Origin of the sequence: Pseudomonas sp. PKS, from assembly GCF_051913525.1 — a bacterium.
Lineage (GTDB): Bacteria > Pseudomonadota > Gammaproteobacteria > Pseudomonadales > Pseudomonadaceae > Aquipseudomonas > Aquipseudomonas guariconensis_D.
On the sequence record NZ_JBEGDO010000017.1, the window covers coordinates 44,511 to 64,089 of the forward strand.

At 63.5% G+C, this 19,579-nt stretch carries 17 protein-coding genes; 9 read left to right on the top strand and 8 right to left on the bottom strand.

Going from position 1 to position 19,579, the window contains the following annotated elements:
• The first annotated feature begins 3 nt into the window (after window positions 1-3).
• The 3 genes from ABOA88_RS17210 to ABOA88_RS17220 all read left to right on the top strand — a co-directional run bounded on the left by ABOA88_RS17210 (window position 4) and on the right by ABOA88_RS17220 (window position 3,504).
• Window positions 4-1,146 (top strand): ABC transporter ATP-binding protein, encoded by a 1,143-nt coding sequence (locus ABOA88_RS17210; RefSeq protein WP_367851465.1) that lies wholly within the window; start codon window positions 4-6, stop codon window positions 1,144-1,146.
• Window positions 1,147-1,188: 42 nt separating this feature from the next.
• On the top strand, window positions 1,189-2,532 hold the full coding sequence (locus ABOA88_RS17215; RefSeq protein ID WP_367851464.1) for a carbohydrate porin: 1,344 nt from the start codon (window positions 1,189-1,191) through the stop codon (window positions 2,530-2,532).
• Between the two features lie 117 nt (window positions 2,533-2,649).
• On the top strand, window positions 2,650-3,504 hold the full coding sequence (locus ABOA88_RS17220; RefSeq protein WP_196167674.1) for a D-hexose-6-phosphate mutarotase: 855 nt from the start codon (window positions 2,650-2,652) through the stop codon (window positions 3,502-3,504).
• Here ABOA88_RS17220 and hexR read toward each other — a convergent pair.
• Window positions 3,497-4,360, bottom strand: a complete 864-nt coding sequence (gene hexR, locus ABOA88_RS17225) for a DNA-binding transcriptional regulator HexR (protein ID WP_177343703.1) — start codon at window positions 4,358-4,360, stop codon at window positions 3,497-3,499. The genes ABOA88_RS17220 and hexR overlap by 8 nt on opposite strands.
• Window positions 4,361-4,570: 210 nt before the next feature.
• On the opposite strand from hexR, the gene zwf reads away from it, so the two are divergent.
• The 3 genes from zwf to ABOA88_RS17240 are packed head-to-tail and all read left to right on the top strand — an operon-like array spanning window position 4,571 to window position 7,432.
• Complete coding sequence (gene zwf, locus ABOA88_RS17230; RefSeq protein WP_196167672.1) at window positions 4,571-6,040, top strand: glucose-6-phosphate dehydrogenase; 1,470 nt, start codon at window positions 4,571-4,573, stop codon at window positions 6,038-6,040.
• A complete protein-coding gene (gene pgl / locus ABOA88_RS17235) occupies window positions 6,027-6,740 on the top strand; it encodes a 6-phosphogluconolactonase (RefSeq protein ID WP_196167671.1) in 714 nt (237 codons plus the stop codon). The genes zwf and pgl overlap by 14 nt, the downstream gene beginning before the upstream one ends.
• A 17-nt stretch (window positions 6,741-6,757) precedes the next feature.
• Complete coding sequence (locus tag ABOA88_RS17240) at window positions 6,758-7,432, top strand: bifunctional 4-hydroxy-2-oxoglutarate aldolase/2-dehydro-3-deoxy-phosphogluconate aldolase (RefSeq protein WP_196167670.1); 675 nt, start codon at window positions 6,758-6,760, stop codon at window positions 7,430-7,432.
• Window positions 7,433-7,575: 143 nt separating this feature from the next.
• On the opposite strand, the gene ABOA88_RS17245 is transcribed toward ABOA88_RS17240, so the two are convergent.
• The 7 genes from ABOA88_RS17245 to ABOA88_RS17275 form a co-directional block, all read right to left on the bottom strand.
• Entirely contained in the window at window positions 7,576-8,604 is a 1,029-nt protein-coding gene (locus ABOA88_RS17245; protein WP_367851463.1) for a DUF6384 family protein, read from the bottom strand.
• The gene (locus tag ABOA88_RS17250; RefSeq protein WP_070574749.1) at window positions 8,601-9,746 is read right to left on the bottom strand and encodes a merozoite surface protein 3b; all 1,146 of its coding nucleotides are present in this window, start codon (window positions 9,744-9,746) and stop codon (window positions 8,601-8,603) included. The genes ABOA88_RS17245 and ABOA88_RS17250 overlap by 4 nt, the downstream gene beginning before the upstream one ends.
• Window positions 9,743-11,047 (bottom strand): hypothetical protein, encoded by a 1,305-nt coding sequence (locus ABOA88_RS17255; protein ID WP_367851462.1) that lies wholly within the window; start codon window positions 11,045-11,047, stop codon window positions 9,743-9,745. Before ABOA88_RS17255 ends, ABOA88_RS17250 begins: the two co-directional genes overlap by 4 nt.
• 218 nt (window positions 11,048-11,265) lie before the next feature.
• The gene (leuA, locus tag ABOA88_RS17260) at window positions 11,266-12,939 is read right to left on the bottom strand and encodes a 2-isopropylmalate synthase (protein ID WP_070574744.1); all 1,674 of its coding nucleotides are present in this window, start codon (window positions 12,937-12,939) and stop codon (window positions 11,266-11,268) included.
• A gap of 431 nt (window positions 12,940-13,370) precedes the next feature.
• Window positions 13,371-14,198 (bottom strand): peptidoglycan DD-metalloendopeptidase family protein, encoded by an 828-nt coding sequence (locus tag ABOA88_RS17265; protein WP_367851461.1) that lies wholly within the window; start codon window positions 14,196-14,198, stop codon window positions 13,371-13,373.
• Window positions 14,199-14,201: 3 nt separating this feature from the next.
• On the bottom strand, window positions 14,202-15,581 hold the full coding sequence (xseA, locus tag ABOA88_RS17270; protein ID WP_196167666.1) for an exodeoxyribonuclease VII large subunit: 1,380 nt from the start codon (window positions 15,579-15,581) through the stop codon (window positions 14,202-14,204).
• A 20-nt stretch (window positions 15,582-15,601) separates the two neighbouring features.
• Window positions 15,602-16,507: a LysR family transcriptional regulator gene (locus ABOA88_RS17275; protein ID WP_196167665.1), complete on the bottom strand. Its 906-nt coding sequence runs from the start codon at window positions 16,505-16,507 to the stop codon at window positions 15,602-15,604.
• Window positions 16,508-16,605: 98 nt separating this feature from the next.
• Between ABOA88_RS17275 and ABOA88_RS17280 the strand changes: the two genes are divergently transcribed.
• The 3 genes from ABOA88_RS17280 (at window position 16,606) to guaB (ending at window position 19,579) form a co-directional block, all read left to right on the top strand.
• Window positions 16,606-17,361 carry a TSUP family transporter gene (locus tag ABOA88_RS17280; RefSeq protein ID WP_367851460.1) on the top strand — a complete coding sequence of 252 codons (756 nt, stop codon included), beginning with the start codon at window positions 16,606-16,608 and terminating at the stop codon, window positions 17,359-17,361.
• Window positions 17,362-17,407: 46 nt separating this feature from the next.
• Window positions 17,408-17,962: a sugar ABC transporter ATPase gene (locus tag ABOA88_RS17285; protein ID WP_367851459.1), complete on the top strand. Its 555-nt coding sequence runs from the start codon at window positions 17,408-17,410 to the stop codon at window positions 17,960-17,962.
• A 147-nt stretch (window positions 17,963-18,109) separates the two neighbouring features.
• Window positions 18,110-19,579 (top strand): IMP dehydrogenase, encoded by a 1,470-nt coding sequence (guaB, locus tag ABOA88_RS17290; protein ID WP_196167662.1) that lies wholly within the window; start codon window positions 18,110-18,112, stop codon window positions 19,577-19,579.

Consider the following 19,579-nt stretch of genomic DNA (forward strand, 5'->3'; position numbering starts at 1 on the left):
CACATGGCACGGCTCGAACTTCGCAACGTCAACAAGCGCTACGGCAGCGGCCTGCCGGATACCCTCAAGGCCATTGACCTGGGCATCGAGTCTGGCGAGTTCTTGATCCTGGTTGGCCCCTCAGGGTGCGGCAAGTCGACCCTGATGAACTGCATCGCCGGGCTCGAGGACATCAGTGGCGGCGAAATCCTCGTCGACGGCACCGACATCAGTGGCATGAGCCCCAAGGACCGGGACATCGCCATGGTGTTCCAGTCCTATGCGCTGTACCCGACCATGAACGTGCGCGACAACATCGCCTTCGGCTTGAAGATTCGCAAGATGCCTCAGGCGGCGATCGACGACGAGGTGGCGCGGGTGGCCAAGCTGCTGCAGATCGAACACCTGCTCACGCGCAAGCCAGGCCAGCTCTCCGGTGGTCAGCAGCAGCGGGTGGCCATGGGCCGGGCCTTGGCGCGGCGGCCGAAGATCTACCTGTTCGACGAGCCGTTGTCGAACCTTGACGCCAAGCTGCGGGTGGAGATGCGCACCGAGATCAAGCTAATGCACCAGCGCCTGAAAACCACCACCGTTTACGTCACCCATGACCAGATCGAGGCCATGACCCTGGGTGACAAAGTGGCGGTGATGAAGGACGGCATCATCCAGCAGTTCGGCACGCCCCAGCAGATCTACAACGACCCGGCCAACCAGTTCGTCGCCAGCTTCATCGGCTCACCGCCCATGAACTTCATCCCGGCGCGCCTGACGAAACAACAAGGGCGCCTGGTGGCGTTGCTCGACAGCGGGCAGGCCCGTTGCGAGTTGCCCGTCGGGCATCTGTCGGACGAACTCGAAGGGTGCGAAGTGGTACTGGGGATTCGCCCCGAGCAGATCGGCATGGGCGAGGGCGTGCATGGCCTTCGCGCCGAGGTGCAGGTGACCGAGCCCACCGGGCCGGACCTGCTGGTGTTCGTCACCCTCAACCAGGTCAAGGTTTGCTGCCGGCTGGCGCCGGATGTCGCCTGCCGTGTGGGAGACAGCCTGCAGCTGCAGTTCGATCCTTCGCGGGTGTTGCTGTTCGATGCCGCCAGCGGGGAGCGCCTGGGGCAGGTTGCCCCCGCGCAAGTGGCCGCGGGCAATGTGGCGCGTTTCAAAGGGCGCTGAGTCGTCTAAACCATCAATAACAAGAAAAGTGAGGAACAAGGGATGGACCATCGCAAACGCATCAGGACGCTGGGCTCGCTGGCGGTGCTGACCCTCGTTGGCAGCGGCGGGGCACACGCGGCCGAGGCCTTCTCGGCGGATTCGAAATGGATGACCGGCGACTGGGGCGGCACCCGCACCGAGCTGTTGGAAAAAGGCTACGACTTCACACTCGACTACGTCGGCGAGGTGGCCGGCAACCTGCACGGCGGCTACAACGACGACAAGACTGCCCGCTACAGCGACCAGTTTGCCCTGGGCGCGCACCTGGATCTTCAGAAGATCCTTGGCTGGCACGACGCCGAGTTCAAGCTCGCGATCACCGAACGTAGTGGCCGCAACCTGTCCAACGACCGCATCAGCGATCCGCGCGCTGGGCAACTGAGCTCGGTCCAGGAAGTCTGGGGCCGTGGCCAGACCTGGCGATTGACCCAGATGTGGATCAAGCAGAAGTACTTCGATGGCGCCCTGGATGTGAAATTCGGGCGCTTCGGCGAGGGCGAGGACTTCAACAGCTTCCCCTGCGACTTCCAGAACCTCGCCTTCTGCGGCTCCCAGGTGGGCAACTGGGTGGGTGGCATCTGGTACAACTGGCCGGTCAGCCAGTGGGCGCTGCGGGTCAAGTACAACATCAACCCGGAATTCTTCGTGCAGGTGGGGGCCTTCGAGCAGAATCCGTCGAACCTTGAGACCGGCAACGGCTTCAAACTCAGCGGCAGCGGCACCAAGGGCGCGATCCTGCCGGTGGAGATGGTCTGGTCGCCCAAGGTCAACGGTCTGCCGGGTGAGTACCGCCTGGGCTACTACTACAGCACCGCCAAGGCTGACGATGTCTATGAGGACGTCAACGGTCTGCCCCAGGGCATCACCGGCAATGACTTCAAATCCCACTCCAGCAAGCACGGCTGGTGGGTCGTGGCCCAGCAGCAGGTGACGGCGCACAAGGGTGACGTCAACCGAGGCCTGAGCTTGTTCGCCAATTTCACCGTGCACGACAAGGCCACCAACGTCGTCGACAACTACCAGCAGGTCGGCATGGTCTACAAAGGCCCCTTCGATGCCCGGCCCAAGGACGACATCGGCTTTGGCATCGCGCGCATCCACGTCAATGACGACGTCAAGAAACGCGCCGAGCAGCTCAATGCCAGCAGTGGTATCGACGATTACGACAATCCGGGCTTCGTGCCGCTGCAGCGCACCGAATACAACGCCGAGCTCTACTATGGCTTTCATGTCACCAACTGGCTGACCGTGCGGCCGAACCTGCAGTACATCAAGAGCCCGGGGGGAGTGGATGAGGTCGACAACGCGCTGGTCGCGGGATTGAAGATTCAGTCGTCATTCTGAGAAAAATTGTTGTAAATTTACGCCATCCATTCCCGGCCACTTCATTTCCACTGGATCTCAGTGGAAATGAAGCCCGCGCCGAGACAGCGCTATCTCAAACAACAAGAGCTTGGAACCATGCCCGAACATCCGCTACATCGCTTCTTTTGCGCGCAGAGGCCCAGGCCGACGTTCGAGTGGGAGCGTTACCAGCAGCGCGATGTACTGATCATCGATCACCCCCGTTGCCAGGCGGTGTTCAGTCGCCAGGGCGCGCAGCTGGTGCATTTTCAGCCTGCCGGCGAACGCCCGTGGCTATGGTGTGCCGAGCAGTGGCCGCTGGCCGGGGCGATCCGAGGTGGCGTGCCGGTTTGTTGGCCATGGTATGGACGTCATCCCAGCGAAGATTTGTGGCCGTCCCATGGCTGGGCGCGCCTGCTCGACTGGAAGCTGGTCGAGAGCCAGGAGGACGAGGAGGGCGTGACCCTTACCTGGCGCCTGCAGCTGTGCGACTGGCAAGTGGACTTGAGCGCGCGCTTGGGCAGCGGCATGGAACTGAGCCTGACCACCGAGCACCAGGACAGCGAACCCTGCCAGTTGAGCCATGCGCTGCTGGCTTACTGGCGTATCAGTGACGTGTCCGAGATAGCGCTGTCCGGACTGGAGGACATCGAAGGCTATGACCGCCTCAACCGCCAGGCGTGCCGTGAGGACGGTGCGCTCAAGGTCAAGGGCGGCTGCCAGAAGGTCTATCCGGGTACGCCCCGGGTACAGCTGCAGGACCCGGCCTGGGAGCGTGAATTGTGCATCGACAGTGGGGATTCCGACGACACCGTGGTCTGGCACCCGGGCAGGCGTCCGCTGGTGGGCGTCAGCGGGCGCGAGTGTCAGCGGTTCGTCTGCGTCGAGATCGCCAGCGGCAGTGGCGAGGGTTTGAGCCTGGCACCGGGTCAGCAGGCTCACTTGAGCCTGCAGGCGCACCGGCTCAGTTGAGCTCGTCGTCCTCGATTGGATAACGGCTGGCGTTGAGGCTCTCCTTGATCTTGCGCAGGTGCGGTTGGAAGTCCACGCCGCGGCGCAGGGTCATGCCGGTGGCCAGCACATCGAGCACAGTGAGTTGGATGATCCGCGAGGTCATCGGCATGTAGATGTCGGTGTCTTCCGGCAACGGGATGTTCAGGCTCAGGCTGCAGGCCTTGGCCAGGGGCGAGCCGGCGGCGGTCAGGCCAAGCACGGAGGCGCCGTTTTCGCGCGCTACGCGGGCCACCTCCACCAGTTCGCGGGTGCGACCGGTGTAGGAGATGATCACGAACAGATCGCCGGTGTGGGCGACCGAAGCCAGCATGCGTTGCATGAGCACATCGGCATGGGCCGACACCGCGAGGTTGAAGCGGAAGAACTTGTGCTGGGCGTCGAGGGCCACCGGGGCCGAGGCGCCCAGGCCGAAGAAGTGGATCTGCCGGGCCTGGATCATCATGTCCACGGCGCGGCTGACCTGTTGCGGGTCGAGCGCCTGGCAGGCGCTGTCGAGCGACGCGATGGCGCTGCCGAAGATTTTCTGTGTGTAGGCGGCCGGGTCGTCGTCGGCTTCCACCGCGCGGCTGACGTAAGCGGCGCCGCTGGCCAAGCTCTGGGCCAGCTGCAGCTTGAGTTCGGGGTAGCCACTGACGCCGAAGGAGCGGCAGAAACGGTTGACCGTCGGTTCGCTGACCTTGGCGGCCTGGGCAAGCGCGGCGATGCTGAAGCGGGTGGCTTGTTGGGGGTTGAGCAGGATGACTTCGGCGACTTTGCGTTCGGCCTTGTTCAGCTCGTCGAGGCGTCCCTGGATCTGCTCCAGGAGGTTTCTCACGCGGTCCATGGTGTGTCCTTGGGTCGGGAAGACAGCCGGCTGATGGAGCAGCGGGCTTTTTGCACGGTGTCTATCGTACTGTCGGCGAGGTTGCCGTACCACTTGTCTGTCACAGTTATGGGGTGATGTTATGGTTTTTACTACATTACCCCTTGAAAACCGCGGTTGAAAACGATATTCCTAGGCCAACTTTAGGAAAGAACCAACATCATGGCTGCGATCAGTGTAGAACCTTGCACCTTTGCCCTGTTTGGCGCCCTTGGCGACCTGGCATTGCGCAAGCTGTTTCCCGCGCTTTATCAGCTCGACCGCGCCGGCTTGCTGCATGCCGATTCACGCCTGCTGGCCCTGGCCCGTGAAGCCGGCGACGGCGAGCAGCACCTGGCGACCATCGAGGCGCACCTGCGCCGCTTCGTGCCGGAGGCGGACATCGAACCCGGCGCGCTGGGGCGCTTCCTCGGTCGCCTGAGCTACCTGCGCCTGGACTTCCTCCAGGCCGATGGCTACCAGGCGCTGGCCGAACAGGTGGCCGCAGACCTGCCTTTGATCGCCTACTTCGCCACACCTGCCTCGGTGTACGGCGCGATCTGCGAGAACCTGGACAAAGCCGGCCTGGCCGCCCGCACTCGGGTCGTGCTGGAAAAGCCTATCGGTCACGACCTGGAGTCGTCCCGCCGGGTCAACGATGCCGTGGCACGGTTTTTCCCAGAAAGTCGGGTCTATCGCATCGACCACTATCTGGGCAAGGAGACGGTGCAGAACCTCATCGCACTGCGGTTTGCCAACAGCCTGTTCGAAACCCAGTGGAACCAGAACTCCATCTCCCACGTGGAAATCACCGTGGCCGAAAAGGTGGGGATCGAAGGGCGCTGGGGCTATTTCGACAAGGCCGGCCAGTTGCGCGACATGATCCAGAACCACCTGTTGCAGCTGCTGTGCCTGATCGCCATGGACCCGCCCAGCGACCTGTCCGCCGACAGCATCCGCAACGAAAAGGTCAAGGTGCTCAAGGCCTTGGCGCCGATCACCGGCGAAGCCCTGAGCACCCGGGTGGTGCGCGGGCAGTACATTGCCGGCTACAGCGATGGTGCACCGGTGCCGGGCTACCTGGAGGAGGACAACGCCAACGCCCAGAGCGACACCGAGACCTTCGTCGCCCTGCGCGCCGACATCCGCAACTGGCGCTGGTCCGGCGTGCCGTTCTACCTGCGTACCGGCAAGCGCATGCCGCAAAAGCTGTCGCAGATCGTCATCCACTTCAAGGAAACGCCGCACTACATCTTCGCCCCCGAGCAGCGTTTGCAGATCGGTAACAAGCTGATCATCCGCCTGCAACCGGACGAAGGCATTTCTTTACGGGTAATGACCAAGGAGCAAGGCCTGGACAAAGGCATGCAGCTGCGCAGCGGGCCCTTGCAACTGAATTTCTCCGATACCTGGCGCAGTGCGCGCATCCCGGATGCCTACGAGCGTCTGTTGCTGGAGGTGATGCGCGGCAACCAGAACCTGTTCGTGCGCAAGGATGAAATCGAATATGCCTGGACGTGGTGCGATCAGCTGATTGCCGGCTGGAAGAACGCTGGCGACGCACCCAAGCCCTACGCGGCGGGGTCCTGGGGGCCGATGAGCTCCATCGCGCTGATCACACGTGACGGGAGGGCGTGGTATGGCGATATCTGAACTGCAACTGCCGACCAGCGTAACGACGCATTCGCTGGCCGATGGCAAGGCCTTGGCGGCGACATTGGCCCATGATGTGGCCGAGCGCCTGCGCCAGGCCATTGCCGATAAAGGTCAGGCGTGCCTGGTGCTGTCGGGTGGCCGCAGCCCGGTACCCTTCCTGGAGAAGCTCGCGGACGAAGCCCTGGACTGGTCGAAGGTCACGGTCAGCCTGGCCGACGAGCGCTGGGTGCCGGTCGAGCATGCCGACAGCAATGCCGGGTTGCTGGTACGTCACCTGTTCAAGGGACCTGCCGCCAAGGCCCGCTTCGTGGGCCTGTATCACTGTGCCGAGAATCTTGAGGCCGCCGCTGTCCTGGCCGACCAGGCCCTGGCCGCGCTGCCCGAAATCGATGTGCTGGTGCTGGGCATGGGCGATGACGGTCACACGGCCTCGTTGTTCCCGGCCAGCCCCAACCTGCCTGAAGGCCTTGATGTGGGCAGCGCCCGCCGCTGCCTGCCGATGCTGGCACCCAGTGTGCCGCGCCAGCGCCTGAGCATGACCCGCGCCCTGTTGGCCAGTGCCGGCTTCACCGCGCTGTCCGTGCAAGGCCCGGGCAAACTCGCTACCCTGCGCGCCGCATTGGCGGCCGCTGACCCAACCGAAATGCCGATTCGCGCCTTTCTTCACGACCCCCTGGACATCTACTGGTGCCCATGAGCCAAGGATCCACTCTCATGACCACGCTCGAACGCCAACAGCCTCTGCTCTCGATGGCCGAGAAAGCCGCCCGGATCGACGCGATCTGTGGCAAGGCGCGCATTCTGCCGGTGATCACCATCGCCCGTGAGCAAGACATCCTGCCCCTGGCCGATGCCCTGGCCGCCGGTGGCATCCGTACCCTGGAGGTGACCCTACGTTCCGAGCATGGCCTCAAGGCCATTCGTGTGCTGCGCGAGCAGCGCCCGGAGCTGTGCGTCGGTGCCGGGACCGTGCTGGACCGCACCATGTTCGCCGCGGTCGAGGCCGCCGGCGCGCAGTTCGTGGTCACCCCAGGGGTGACCCAGGACATCCTCCAGGCCGGCGTCGAAAGCGATATCCCGCTGTTGCCCGGTATTAGCACACCGTCGGAAATCATGATGGGCTATGCCCTGGGCTACCGTCGCTTCAAGCTGTTCCCCGCCGAAATCAGCGGCGGCGTGGCGGCGATCAAGGCCTTCGCCGGCCCGTTCGGCGACATCCGCTTCTGCCCCACCGGTGGCGTCAACCCGGCCAACGTGCGCAACTACATGGCCCAGCCCAACGTGATGTGCGTGGGCGGGACCTGGATGCTCGACAGCAGCTGGATCAAGAACGGCGACTGGGCACGGATCGAGGCCTGCAGCGCCGAGGCGATGGCACTGCTGGACTGAACCTGATTCTGTTGTGTGCTACAACGCTTGCGGGGCGCCGAATTGGCGCCCCTTTTTTTGCCTGCCATGAAGACGATGTGTGAGCGCTGCCCGGGGAGCGGTCCTCAATAGAGGCGCCGCAGGCGTGCCTGCGGTCGGTCCGGTCAGAAGCGGGCGGTGATGTACTGTGGGTCTTCGGATGGGTTGTCGTATCTGCCACCGGGAATAATGCGAGCGTCGAAACCTCGGTCAAGGCTGTAGGCGTCCTTCTTGCCGAAGATCGGCTTGTCGATGTGGCCAGTGGCTCTCTTGCTTTTGCGCGACCTGAGGTATTGCGCACGGCTGACCTGGACGCCCACGGTGTCGGTGAAGGTGGTTAAGCCGTTGCTGCCTAACACCGGCATTGTCACCACCCGCCCCTGAGGGTCGTGCCCTTGGAAGACCAGGAACCATGCCTTGCCGTCTTTACTGCCTCGCTGGCACGTGTCGCCCATCAGGCAGCGTTCGTAACCGGACACCTCGCCCGTGCCGTCGGGAATCACCAGTTGCAGTTTCGACTCGACGAAGTCTGTGAACAACTGCAATTCGCGAAGCGCTTGGCTGGATGCGGCCGGTTGATGGTTGGCTACCAGCGGGCCGGTTGACAGGGCGTACGGCATCAGCCTGGCGCGCATGTCGCTCGACAGCGGCATGGCGTCGATACGGGCCATCAGCTGCGTGTATTGCTCCAGGCGTGCCTGGTAGGCGGCCTGTTCTGCTTTTGACGACCACTGTGGTGCGGGCACGGCCAGGCCGTTGCCGGCGCTGGCAATGCTGGATTTGCTCGGTTGGGAGGGTGCCGGAGATTGGTGCTGCTTGGTCGCCAGCAGCGTGCCGCCGAGCAGGGCGACGCCTACCAGCAACCACGCTGTCAGCGCGCGGCGCAGGAGAAGTCCGGCCAGCAATCGGCGCGGCCAGCTCAGCGCGGGCGCCTCGAACACCAGGCGGCGGGCGAAGAACTCGCGCACGCCTTGTTCGATCAGCGCGTCATCGCAGGCGATGCCCTGGCGTTGATAGTAGCCACGGATGCGTTCGGCGACTTCCTCGCGGCGCCGCGGCAGGTCCAGATGTTCCTGCATCTGGCGTTGCTGAAGGCGTAGCTCGTCGACCAGGGCCATGGCCCCCATCTGTTCGCTGAATGTGCCGTTGCTCATTGCGCGGCTTTGGTCAGCAGGGCGGAGAAGGCGCGCTTGGCGTCTTCCACGGCGGTGGCGATTTCCTGTGCAGCTTTGGTGGACTCTGCACGGTAGGTGTCGGTCAGGCCTTTCATGTCATTCTGGAAGTCCAGGGTGGCCTGGGCCAGGGCGCGTACCGAATCGACGCGGACGGTCGAGCCATAGCTGGCCTTGAGTGCGGCGTCCAGCTGTTGGTTACCCAGTTGGCCAAGGGCTTCGAGCCCCTTGCTGATGCCATCGGTGGTGGCATTGAGCGTGTGGGTGGCCTCGTTCATGCCCTGGTTGGCGGTGAACGAAACGGCCAGGCTGGTCAGCACCACTTCGTTGGTGGAGAAGAACGAAACCATACGTTGGTACTGGCGTTCCTTGACCACGTGGACCTGGCTGATGCGGGCGAAGACCATTTCGGCGGTGTTGTAGCCAACCCTCAGGTCATCGGCAATGTCCTTGATGATCTGGTAGCTCTTGTCTTCGTTTTGCAGCGCACGCACGGCTTCGTCGCGAGCCAGTTCCAGCGCCGCGCGCCGGGCGGGGTCCTGCTGCTCGGCTGCGGTCACCTGGGCGCTGGCCGCATCCAGGGCCTGGGTGCGCGCCTTGAGCGCCTGGGCGGCGATGGCCAGCACCTGCTGGGCCTCGACCTCGGCGGTCTTCATCGCCAGGCGGAAATCCATGTAGGTTTCCAGGATGAGGTTTTCCCGTGCGATCTGGTCGCTGGCGGCCTTGCTCACCTCCAGGTAGTGCTTGCGAATGTCGCCAAAACGGCTGGGAATCGAGCCGCGGGCCATGTTCATCCAACCCAGTTTCAGGCGTTCGAGGGTGTCCAGGCGACCATCGTCCATCCACGAGGCCATGTTCGCGGCATCTTCGCGGATCGAGGTGAAGCTTTCGGTGATGTCCAGGTAGCGGTTGGCGATGTCCATCCCCTCGATCTGCTCGCGCACGATCTGGTTGAACAGGGTGGCTTGCTGCAATACAGCGGCGATGGCCGTGACGCGGTCGTTGTCGTAATGCGCGACTTTATCCAGCAGCACTAACACCGGGGCGGGCTGAGCGGCGGGCTGGCCGAAGCTGATACCGAGTTGTTGCAGGCCATTGAGGGCTCGTTCCAGATATTGGCTCATGGGTGTCCTTGCATGAGTTGTGGGGCTGGGGAGAAGGTGTCGCTGACGGTGTGTTCCGGCGCCGTGGCCGGTGCCAGGCGTGCGGCCTTGATCGTATTGATCAGGGAACCCAGCAGCAGCGCGCGATTCATGTAGCTGTCGATCAGTGACGCATAGTCCGGGCGCGGCGCATAGCGCTCGCCTGTGGGCAACAGCAGGTGACAGGTACACCGTACGGGCGCCGTGGACTGGGCGCCGCACGTGCAAGCGAATGGGCTCATGCTGGCGCGCAAGGCGAACTCCAGTGCCTCGGCATGTCGAAGGGCGTCTAGTGCCTCGTTGATCTGCTCGGTGGCGATGTCCAGTCGCTGGCGCAGCGCGAGCAATTCCCGGCGATAGCGCTCGGGCTGGGGCGAGCCGATGGCTGCCCATTGCGCAAGTGCTGCCTCCAGTGACTCGGCCTTGAGTTCGTACTTCAGCCAGCGCAGGGCATCCTGGCCGTCCTCGTCCTCGCAGCGCGCATACCGGAGGGCTTCGAGATAAAGGGGCTCGACTTGGGCCCAGTGATCGATGACCTGGTTGGCCAGCGTTTCGATGCGTCGCACTTGCTTGGCCTGGACGGGCTGTTGAGTCAGTGCCTTGCGTAGATCCTCAAAACGCTGCTCCAGCGCGCCTATGTGTTTGTCATGCTCGGCCAGTTGTGCGGCGCTGTGTTGCTGCATGGCGTTGAGCAGCTGTTCATTGCGCAGGTTCTGGCTGAAATTGCAGTGCTTGGCGAGCCATTCGTCCAGGAACCGGTTCAGTGCGTTGCGTCGATAGGTCGTGCTGGCAAAGCCTTGCTGGCGCAGGTACCGATACATCGGATGGCGGACATAGCTCGCAAGCTTCTGCGTGCACTCCTGGCTGAGCAGTAGGTGGTCGCGCTTCAAGGGTTCGCGTGCGTCTTGAGCCTGTTGCAGTTCGTGCTGGCACTCACGCATCGCGGGGCTCTGGCTGGATTCGCCCAGCGCCTGTTGCAGATCCTGGTCCAGCTTGGCTTGATGTTCGCGCAGCGTCTGGGTCGATACGGCTGCGTCTTGGCTCGCCTGCTTCAGTTGCGCGTAGCACTGGGCTTGCTGCTGCTGACGTTGCTTGAGCACGTGCTGGATCTGGCGGGCTTCGAAGCTGTCATCGGCGATGTCGTACAGATCACTGAGAATGTGTACCTGTAATTGCAGGTGCTCTGTGTGTAGGTGGGCGCAACTGTGCAGGCAGTCGATTAGGCGGCTCAAGTAGTCTTGGCTGTTTTGGTCAGCCAGTGCCATGAGGGTGACGGGAGTCATCAGAAGCAGCGTCCCTGGTCCGTTTGCCGGTGATCGAGTGATGGCGGACGGGTTCACGGGTCGTCATCCTTGATCGAAGCTGTGGAAGATGAAGCGAGTATACCCAGCATTATGGGCAAAGTGATGGCTACCTGCCTTCTGTGTATGGCCGAGCGATCTTGCGCAAAAAAAAGGGCCCGTATCGGCGGATACGGGCCCTTTTCAGGGACGGCTGAAGCTTACGCCGCCTTGGCCGCCTGCTGGCTCAGCGAGCGGTTCAGTGCGCTGAACAGCGCCTTGAAGCTGGCGGTGGTGATGTTCTCGTCGATCCCCACGCCATGCACCGGACGACCACCGGCCACGCGCAATTCGATATAGGCCGCGGCCTTGGCGTTGGTGCCGGCACCGATGGCGTGTTCGTTGTAGTCCATGATTTCCACGCTGATGGGCAGGCCGGCGACCAGCGCTTCCAGCGCGCCGTTGCCTTTACCGCGCCAGTGCAGGGTGGTTTCGCCTTCTCCAGCGACTTCCACTTCCACGGCGCTGTGGCCGTTCTCTTCCTGCAGGCGATGGCTGACCAGCGCATAGGGCGTGTTGGCCTGGAGGTATTCTTTGTGCAACAGGCTGTAGATCTGCTGAGCGGTCATTTCGAGGCCCAGGCGGTCGGTCTCGCCCTGTACCACCTGGCTGAACTCGATCTGCATGCGACGTGGCAGGCTGATGCCGTACTCCTGCTCGAGCAGGTAGGTGATGCCGCCTTTGCCGGACTGGCTGTTGACGCGGATCACCGCCTCGTAGCTGCGGCCGATGTCGGCCGGGTCGATCGGCAGGTACGGCACTTCCCAGAGCGCATCGTCCTTCTGCTTGGCGAAGCCCTTGCGGATGGCGTCCTGGTGCGAGCCGGAGAACGCGGTGTGGACCAGATCGCCCACGTACGGGTGACGTGGGTGCACAGGCAGCTGGTTGCACTCCTCGACGACTTTGCGTACGCCGTCGATGTCGGAGAAGTCCAGTTTGGGGTCGATGCCCTGGGTGTAGAGGTTCAGGGCCAGGGTCACCAGGTCGACGTTGCCGGTACGCTCACCGTTGCCGAACAGGCAGCCTTCGGCACGGTCGGCGCCGGCCATCAGGCCCAGTTCGGTGGCGGCGATGCCGGTGCCGCGGTCGTTGTGGGTGTGCAGGCTGATGATCACGCTGTCGCGGCGGTTGACGTTGCGGCAGAACCATTCGATCTGGTCGGCATAGACGTTGGGTGTCGACACTTCGACGGTGGCCGGCAGGTTGAGGATGATCTTGTGCTCAGGGGTCGGGTTCCACACCTCGATGACCGCGTCGCAGACTTCCTTGGCGAACTCCATCTCGGTGGCGCTGAAGGTTTCCGGCGAGTACTGGAACGTCCACTGGGTTTCCGGCTGCTGCGCGGCATATTTGACGAACAGCTTGGCGGCATTCACGGCGATGTCCTTCACGCCCTGCTTGTCCTGGTTGAAGACGATGCGGCGGAACGACGGCGAGGTGGCGTTGTACAGGTGGACGATGGCCTTCTTGGCGCCACGCAGGGATTCGAAAGTACGCGCGATCAAGTCCTCACGGGCCTGGGTGAGCACCTGGATGGTGGTGTCGTCCGGGATGTGGCCGTCTTCGATCAGGGTGCGCACGAAGTCGAAGTCGGTTTGCGAGGCGGACGGGAACGAGGCTTCGATTTCCTTAACGCCGACCTGCACCAAGGTCTTCCAGAAACGCAGTTTCTTCTCCGAATCCATCGGCTCGATCAGCGACTGGTTGCCGTCACGCAGGTCGGAGCTGCACCAGATCGGCGCCTGGGTGATGGTCTTCGACGGCCAGGTACGGTCAGGCAGATCGATGGTCGGGAAGGCGCGGTATTTCTTCGAAGGGTCTTTGAGCATGGTCATGGAAGCAATCCTTTTATGTGCGGCCGAGATCGGGCCTGCCGAGCGATAACGAGATGAAGAGGCGAGGCGACGCGATCAGCCTGGTAGTCGGGCGCTGACCAGGCAGAGGCTGCGATGTTGTCGGAGCAGGATGAGGGTGCTGAAGGTTTTCATGCCTCAACCCTAACCAGTGGCTGGAGGGATGGCAAGCATTCGGCGAAAATTGAGAGGAATGCTTAAAAAAAGCGATTGAGCGAGATTTTATGGCTGATATCCAAAAGTGGCTTCAGTATTTTTGCGCGCTCTTTTTCGATGGCGCAACTCAGTGGAATCGTTATTGGCGGTGGGGGCCTTTTCGCGTGTAAACCCGCCCCCACAGGGTTTTGTGAAGGCCTCCCACACCGCGCCAGCCTTGTGCGCGCAGGTTTCCTCGCGAAGCAGGTGCCGCTGGATCAGGGCTGGAACGCCCCGATGAAAATTGCCGGATCCACCCGTGCATCGTTGAGGCTGACGTTCCAGTGCATATGCGGCCCGGTTGCCCGGCCTGTGGCGCCCACGCGGCCGACCACCTCACCGCGACGCAGCGTCTGGCCTGGTTTCACATCGATCTTGGACATGTGGCAGAACATGCTGATGAAGCCCTGGCCGTGATCGACGAACACGGTACGGCCATTGAAGAAGTAATCCCCCACCAGGATCACCTTGCCATTGGCCGGGGTCTTGATGGGCGTGCCGGCGGGCACGGCGAAGTCAAGGCCCGCGTGGGGGTTGCGCTCCTCGCCGTTGAAGAAGCGACGCACGCCGAACTTGCTCGACAGCGGCCCGCTGACCGGTTTGTCGAGGATCAGGTTGCTCGGCAGGGCAGGGCTGAAGCTGCGGTAGGCCTTGATCTGTTCGGCCAGCTCGCGCTCGATGCGCTGGAGGTCGGCGGGGTCAGGGTTGACCTGGCGCTTGTTCTTCAACGTGATGTGTTGCTCGGGGTACTTCTTGCTGCCGACCGTGAAGGGCAGGGTGCGCGAACCTTGGGTGAGCACGGCGGTGCCAGGCTTCTGGGTCAGGGGAATGCCGACGATGGCCAGCCAGTTGCCCTGCTCCTGGACCACCAGCACCGGCTTGCCGTCGAAACGCGCGCTGGGGGCCGAGGGGGCAGGGCCCAGCTCGACCACCGCCACGCCGCCGGGCACAGGCTTGTTCAGCTGGCGCGTGATATAGCTGGCCTGGGCGTGGGTGCCGAGCAACAGCAAGAAGAAGGCGAGCAGAGGGGCGAGCAGGCGGGGCATGTGTCAGTCCAGTAGCGAGAGGGTGACCGGAGTCTGGTGGTTGTCCTCGACCCGCACCTTGAGCTCGCCTTCGTTCAGGCGGGCAGTCAGGCGCTGGCCGTTGTGGGTCTGGGCGGCGCTGCGGATGGCCTGGCCGCGCTCGTCGAGCAGGATGCTGTAGCCGCGGGCCAGGGTCGCCAGGGGGCTGACCACGTGCAAGGTCTGCAGTTGGGCCTGGAAGCGCTGGCGACGATCCTTGAGCACTTCGCGCATTGCCCGCGGGAGGCGTTCGGCGAGGCTGTCCAGGCGCTGGCCGAGCAGCTTGAGCGCGCGCCCCGGATGTTGCGCGGCCAGGCGGGTGTCCAGCCGGCCCAGGCGCTCGTGGCGCTGGTTCATGTTGAGCATGAAGGCGCGGCGCAGGCGCATGTCCAGGTCGTCCAGACGTTGTGCCTGCTGGCGCAGGCGCTCGCCGGGGTGGCGCAGGCGGCGGGCCAGGCCATCCAGGCGCAGGTGATCATGAGCCAGGCGGTTTTTCATGCGCAGCAACAGGCGCCGCTGCAGGCTGTCCAGGCGCTGTTGCAGGCCGCTGCTGTCCGGCGCCAGCAATTCGGCGGCGGCCGAGGGGGTCGGCGCGCGAACGTCGGCGACGAAGTCGCTGATCGACACATCGGTCTCATGGCCCACGGCGCTGACGATGGGCGTCACGCACGCGGCCACGGCGCGGGCGACGTCCTCTTCGTTGAAGCACCAGAGGTCTTCCAGCGAACCCCCGCCGCGAGCCAGGATCAACGCATCGAAGCCCATGCTGTCGGCCAGGCGCAGGGCACGGACAATCTGGGCGATGGCCTCCCGACCCTGTACTGCGGTGGGGATCAGGTTCAGTTCCACTTGGGGGGCGCGGCGGCGGAACACGCTGATGATGTCGCGGATCACCGCGCCGGTGGGGGAGGTGATGATGCCGATGCGGCGCGGGTGGGCCGGCAGAGGTTGCTTGCGTTCGGCACTGAACAGGCCTTCGGCACCGAGCTTTTCCTTCAAGGCTTCGAAGGCCAGGCGCAGGGCGCCATCGCCGGCGGGCTCGACCGTGTCGAGGATCAGTTGGTAGTCGCCGCGCCCCTCGAACAACGACACCTTGCCGCGCACCCTGACCGCCAGGCCATCGCGCAGGGCCTGGCGCACGCGCGCGGCATTCTGCCGGAACAGCGCGCAGCGCACCTGGGCGCCGCTGTCCTTGAGGGTGAAGTACATGTGCCCGGAGGCCGGGCGGGCGAGGTTGGATATCTCGCCTTCCACCCAGACACTGCGGAACACATCCTCGAGCAGCACGCGCGCGCGGCCGTTGAGCTGGCTGACGGTGAGGACCTCGCGGTCCAGGCCGAGTCGTTCGAAGGGGTCTTTGATCATGGCCGGCATCATAAAGGACATCACGCCTGGTTGTCTGTGCTGGCGCTTGGGCCAGGCATCGTCGAGACGAACTGGCGCACCAGTTCCCCCGCTTCGCGTCGACATGCCAGGGCTACTGTGCTCTGGCAAGCCTCTTGTAACGGTACGAAGCGCACCGAGGCCGGTGCAATGTCGCGCATGCAGGCCGGCAACAGCGCCACCCCGAATCCTGCCTGTATCAGCTGCAATTGCGTGGTCTTGCGAGACACGACCTGTGCGGCGCGGGGAAAGAATCCCGCCTCCATGCACAACGAAGCGGACAGGTAGCTCAAGCCCCCTCGCTGTCGATGAGGGATGGAAATGAAACGCTCATCATGCAATTGCGCCAGTGCCACCTGGGGGGCATCGGCCAGTGGGTGGTCTGCCGCCACGGCCAGGAGCAATGGCTCGCTGAACAGGGCATGGATTTCCACATCCTGGTGTTGGCGCAGCACCGGCAGACGCAACAGGCCGAGTTCGAGCCGGCCTTCGGCGATGTCTTCCAGCTGGGCTTCGGAGGACTGCTGGGCAATCTCCAAGGACACGCCAGGATTGTTGTTCAGGTAGCTGCCCAGGCTCGCCAGCAGCCGGCCGGTCAAGGGGACGGTGCTGGAGTGATTGAGGCGCAGACTGCCGCGCAGACCCTGACCGATCTCCTGGGCCAGGCGCTCGGCTTGGTCCAGATCGGCCAGCAGGCGCTGCGCGCGATCGAGAAAGGCCAGGCCAGCCGAGGTCAGCCGAGGCTGGCGGGCAGTTCGCTCGAACAAAGGCGTACCGAGCTGATGTTCCAGCTCCTTGATCTGACGGCTTAGCGCAGACTGGGCGATGTACAGCCGCTCGGCAGCCGCGCTGAAGCTGCCGCTCTGGGCTATTTCAACGAAGTAGCGCAACTGGCGGATGGAAGTCATGTCATGCCTTTTCGAGATATCTCAGGGTGAAAAGGCATATTAGTCGGCATGGCTCGTGCCTGGCTAACCTGTCTCGGTGTTTTCAGGAGTCATGCCCCATGCTTGCCCAATTGTCGTTTTCAGGCCTTGACTGGCTGCCCATCCTGCTGGGGGTCGGCGTGGCCTACATTGTGTTCGGTATCGCCGGTTTCGGTACGGCGTTGGTGGCGGGCCCGGTGCTGATCCACTTCATGCCATTGTCGCGGATCATTCCGCTGCTGGTGCTGCTGGACTTCGTCGCGGCCTTTGGCAACTGGTTGCCATCGCGCCAGTCGGTGGTGCGGAGCGAACTGCTGCGCTTGCTGCCGTGCATGGCGGTGGGCTGTACCCTGGGCGCGGTCTTTCTGCTGCGCCTGAAATCGGAGCTTCTGTTATTGCTGATGGGGTTGTTCGTGACGGGGTATGCCTTGTATGGCTTGATCGTAAAGGTGCGACCTGCGCGGCTTGCAGGCGCCTGGGCGGTGCCGATGGGCACGGCAGGTGGGCTGTTCGGCGCCTTGTTCGGCAGCGGTGGGTTTCTTTATGCGATCTACCTCAATGCCCGGCTGGATTCCACGGAGCAGGCACGGGCGACCCAGAGTGCGCTCATCAGTTGCAGTACCGTGGTGCGCCTGTCGCTGTTTGTTGCCGCCGGGGTATACGCCGATGCAAGCCTGTTGCTTCTCGCGGCCTGCCTGCTGCCGGTGATGGCAGTCGGGCTGTGGCTTGGGCGGCACCTGACCTTGAAACTGTCCCGTGAAGCCTTCGTGCGTGTGGTCACCTGGCTGGTGCTGGCCAGCGGAGTGGCGTTGATCGGTCGCTACCTGGGTGGCTGAGCGGTAGAATCGCGCTATTACCGCAGTCCGCAGGCCCGTTTCGTTCATGAACACCCAGAGCATCATCGTTCCCAAACTCTCCACCGTCCCGGTCCACGAAGCCCGCGCCCGGGCGATCCTGCGCTGGCTGGTGCGCGAGAAGATCGTCGAGGAGCAGCTCAGTACCTGTGGTCGCACCGGCAATCGCATGGGGTACGCCTTGGCTCAAGGCGCACGCAAGGTCGCGCTGCATCCGGAACGACTCCCGTTCGGCGAGCAGGTCAACGGCTTGGAGGTGATGCTCAAACGCTGCATCTATACCCCGACCGAAGGGTTTCTCGAAGAAGCGGGTTGCCCTGAGTGCCGGCGCGAAATCGGCGAGCCGCTGTTCGAGAGCCTGGAGGAATGGATGCCCGGGGTGAGCGATAACTTCACCTGCCCGCTGTGCGGCTTCGAGGACGACATCAACGGCTTTCTGTTCCTGCAGCCGTGCGCCTTCTCCAACCTGGGTTTCATCTTCAACAACTGGGGCGAGGCCGGGTTCACCCAGGCCTTTCTCGACAGCTTCGCCGACTGGTTGGACCAGCCGGTGGCGGTGGTGCAGTTCAACTGCCAGCCATAAGTCGCAAGCGACAGAAAAAGCGCAGACGTGGGGGGAGTGAATCTTGTCACTTGCCGCTTGTAACTTGGAGCTTGAATTGCATTGAGCGGCGCGCCGTGGATGAGTATAATGGCGCGCTTCCATTTTTCCCGCCCGGGAGCCCCCGCGATGCTGCGTATCAGCCAAGAAGCCCTGACCTTCGACGATATTCTCCTTGTACCTGGCTATTCCGAGGTACTGCCCAATGAAGTCAGTCTCAAGACCCGTTTGACCCGCGGCATCGAGCTGAACATTCCTCTGGTTTCCGCCGCCATGGATACCGTGACCGAAGCGCGTCTGGCCATCGCCATGGCCCAGGAAGGCGGCATCGGCATCATCCACAAGAACATGACCATCGAGCAGCAAGCTGCCGAAGTGCGCAAGGTCAAGAAGTTCGAGGCTGGCGTGGTCAAGGACCCGATCACCATCGACGCTGACGCCACCGTGCGCGACCTGTTCGACCTGACCCGCCTGAACAACATCTCCGGTGTTCCTGTGCTGGAGAACGGCGACCTGGTCGGTATCGTCACCTCCCGTGACGTGCGCTTCGAAAGCCGCCTGGATGCCAAGGTACGTGAAGTGATGACGCCCAAAGAGCGTCTGGTCACCGTGCGCGAAGGCGCCGACAAGAACGAAGTCCGCGAGCTGCTGCACAAGCACCGCCTGGAAAAAGTCCTGATCGTCGACGACAAGTTCAGCCTCAAGGGCATGATGACCGTCAAGGACATCGAAAAAGCCAAGGCCTACCCGCTGGCCAGCAAGGACGACCAGGGTCGCCTGCGCGTTGGCGCTGCGGTCGGCACCGGCAAGGACACCGGCGAGCGCGTTGCCGCCCTGGTTGCCGCCGGCGTTGACGTGGTGGTGGTCGACACCGCCCACGGCCACAGCAAGGGTGTGATCGATCGCGTTCGCTGGGTCAAGCAAACCTACCCGCAAGTGCAGGTGATCGGCGGCAACATCGCCACCGGCGCCGCTGCCAAGGCCCTGGCTGAAGCCGGCGCTGACGCGGTCAAGGTCGGTATCGGCCCAGGCTCGATCTGCACCACCCGTATCGTCGCCGGTGTCGGTGTGCCGCAGATCAGCGCCATCGCCAACGTCGCCGCCGCTCTGGAAGGCACTGGCGTCCCGCTGATCGCCGACGGCGGTATCCGTTTCTCCGGTGACCTGTCCAAGGCCATCGTCGCTGGCGCCTCCTGCGTCATGATGGGTTCGATGTTCGCCGGCACCGAAGAGGCGCCGGGTGAGGTCGAGCTGTTCCAGGGCCGCTCCTACAAGGCTTACCGCGGCATGGGCTCGCTGGGCGCCATGGCACAGGCTCAGGGCTCCTCGGACCGTTACTTCCAGGACTCCTCGGCCGGCGCCGAGAAGCTGGTTCCGGAAGGCATCGAAGGCCGTGTGCCGTACAAGGGCGCCCTGGCTGCGATCATCCACCAACTAATGGGTGGCCTGCGTTCTTCCATGGGCTACACCGGCAGCGCGACCATCGAAGAGATGCGCACCAAGCCTGAATTCGTGCGCATCACCGGTGCCGGCATGGCCGAGTCCCATGTGCATGACGTGCAGATCACCAAAGAAGCCCCTAACTACCGCGTAGGCTAA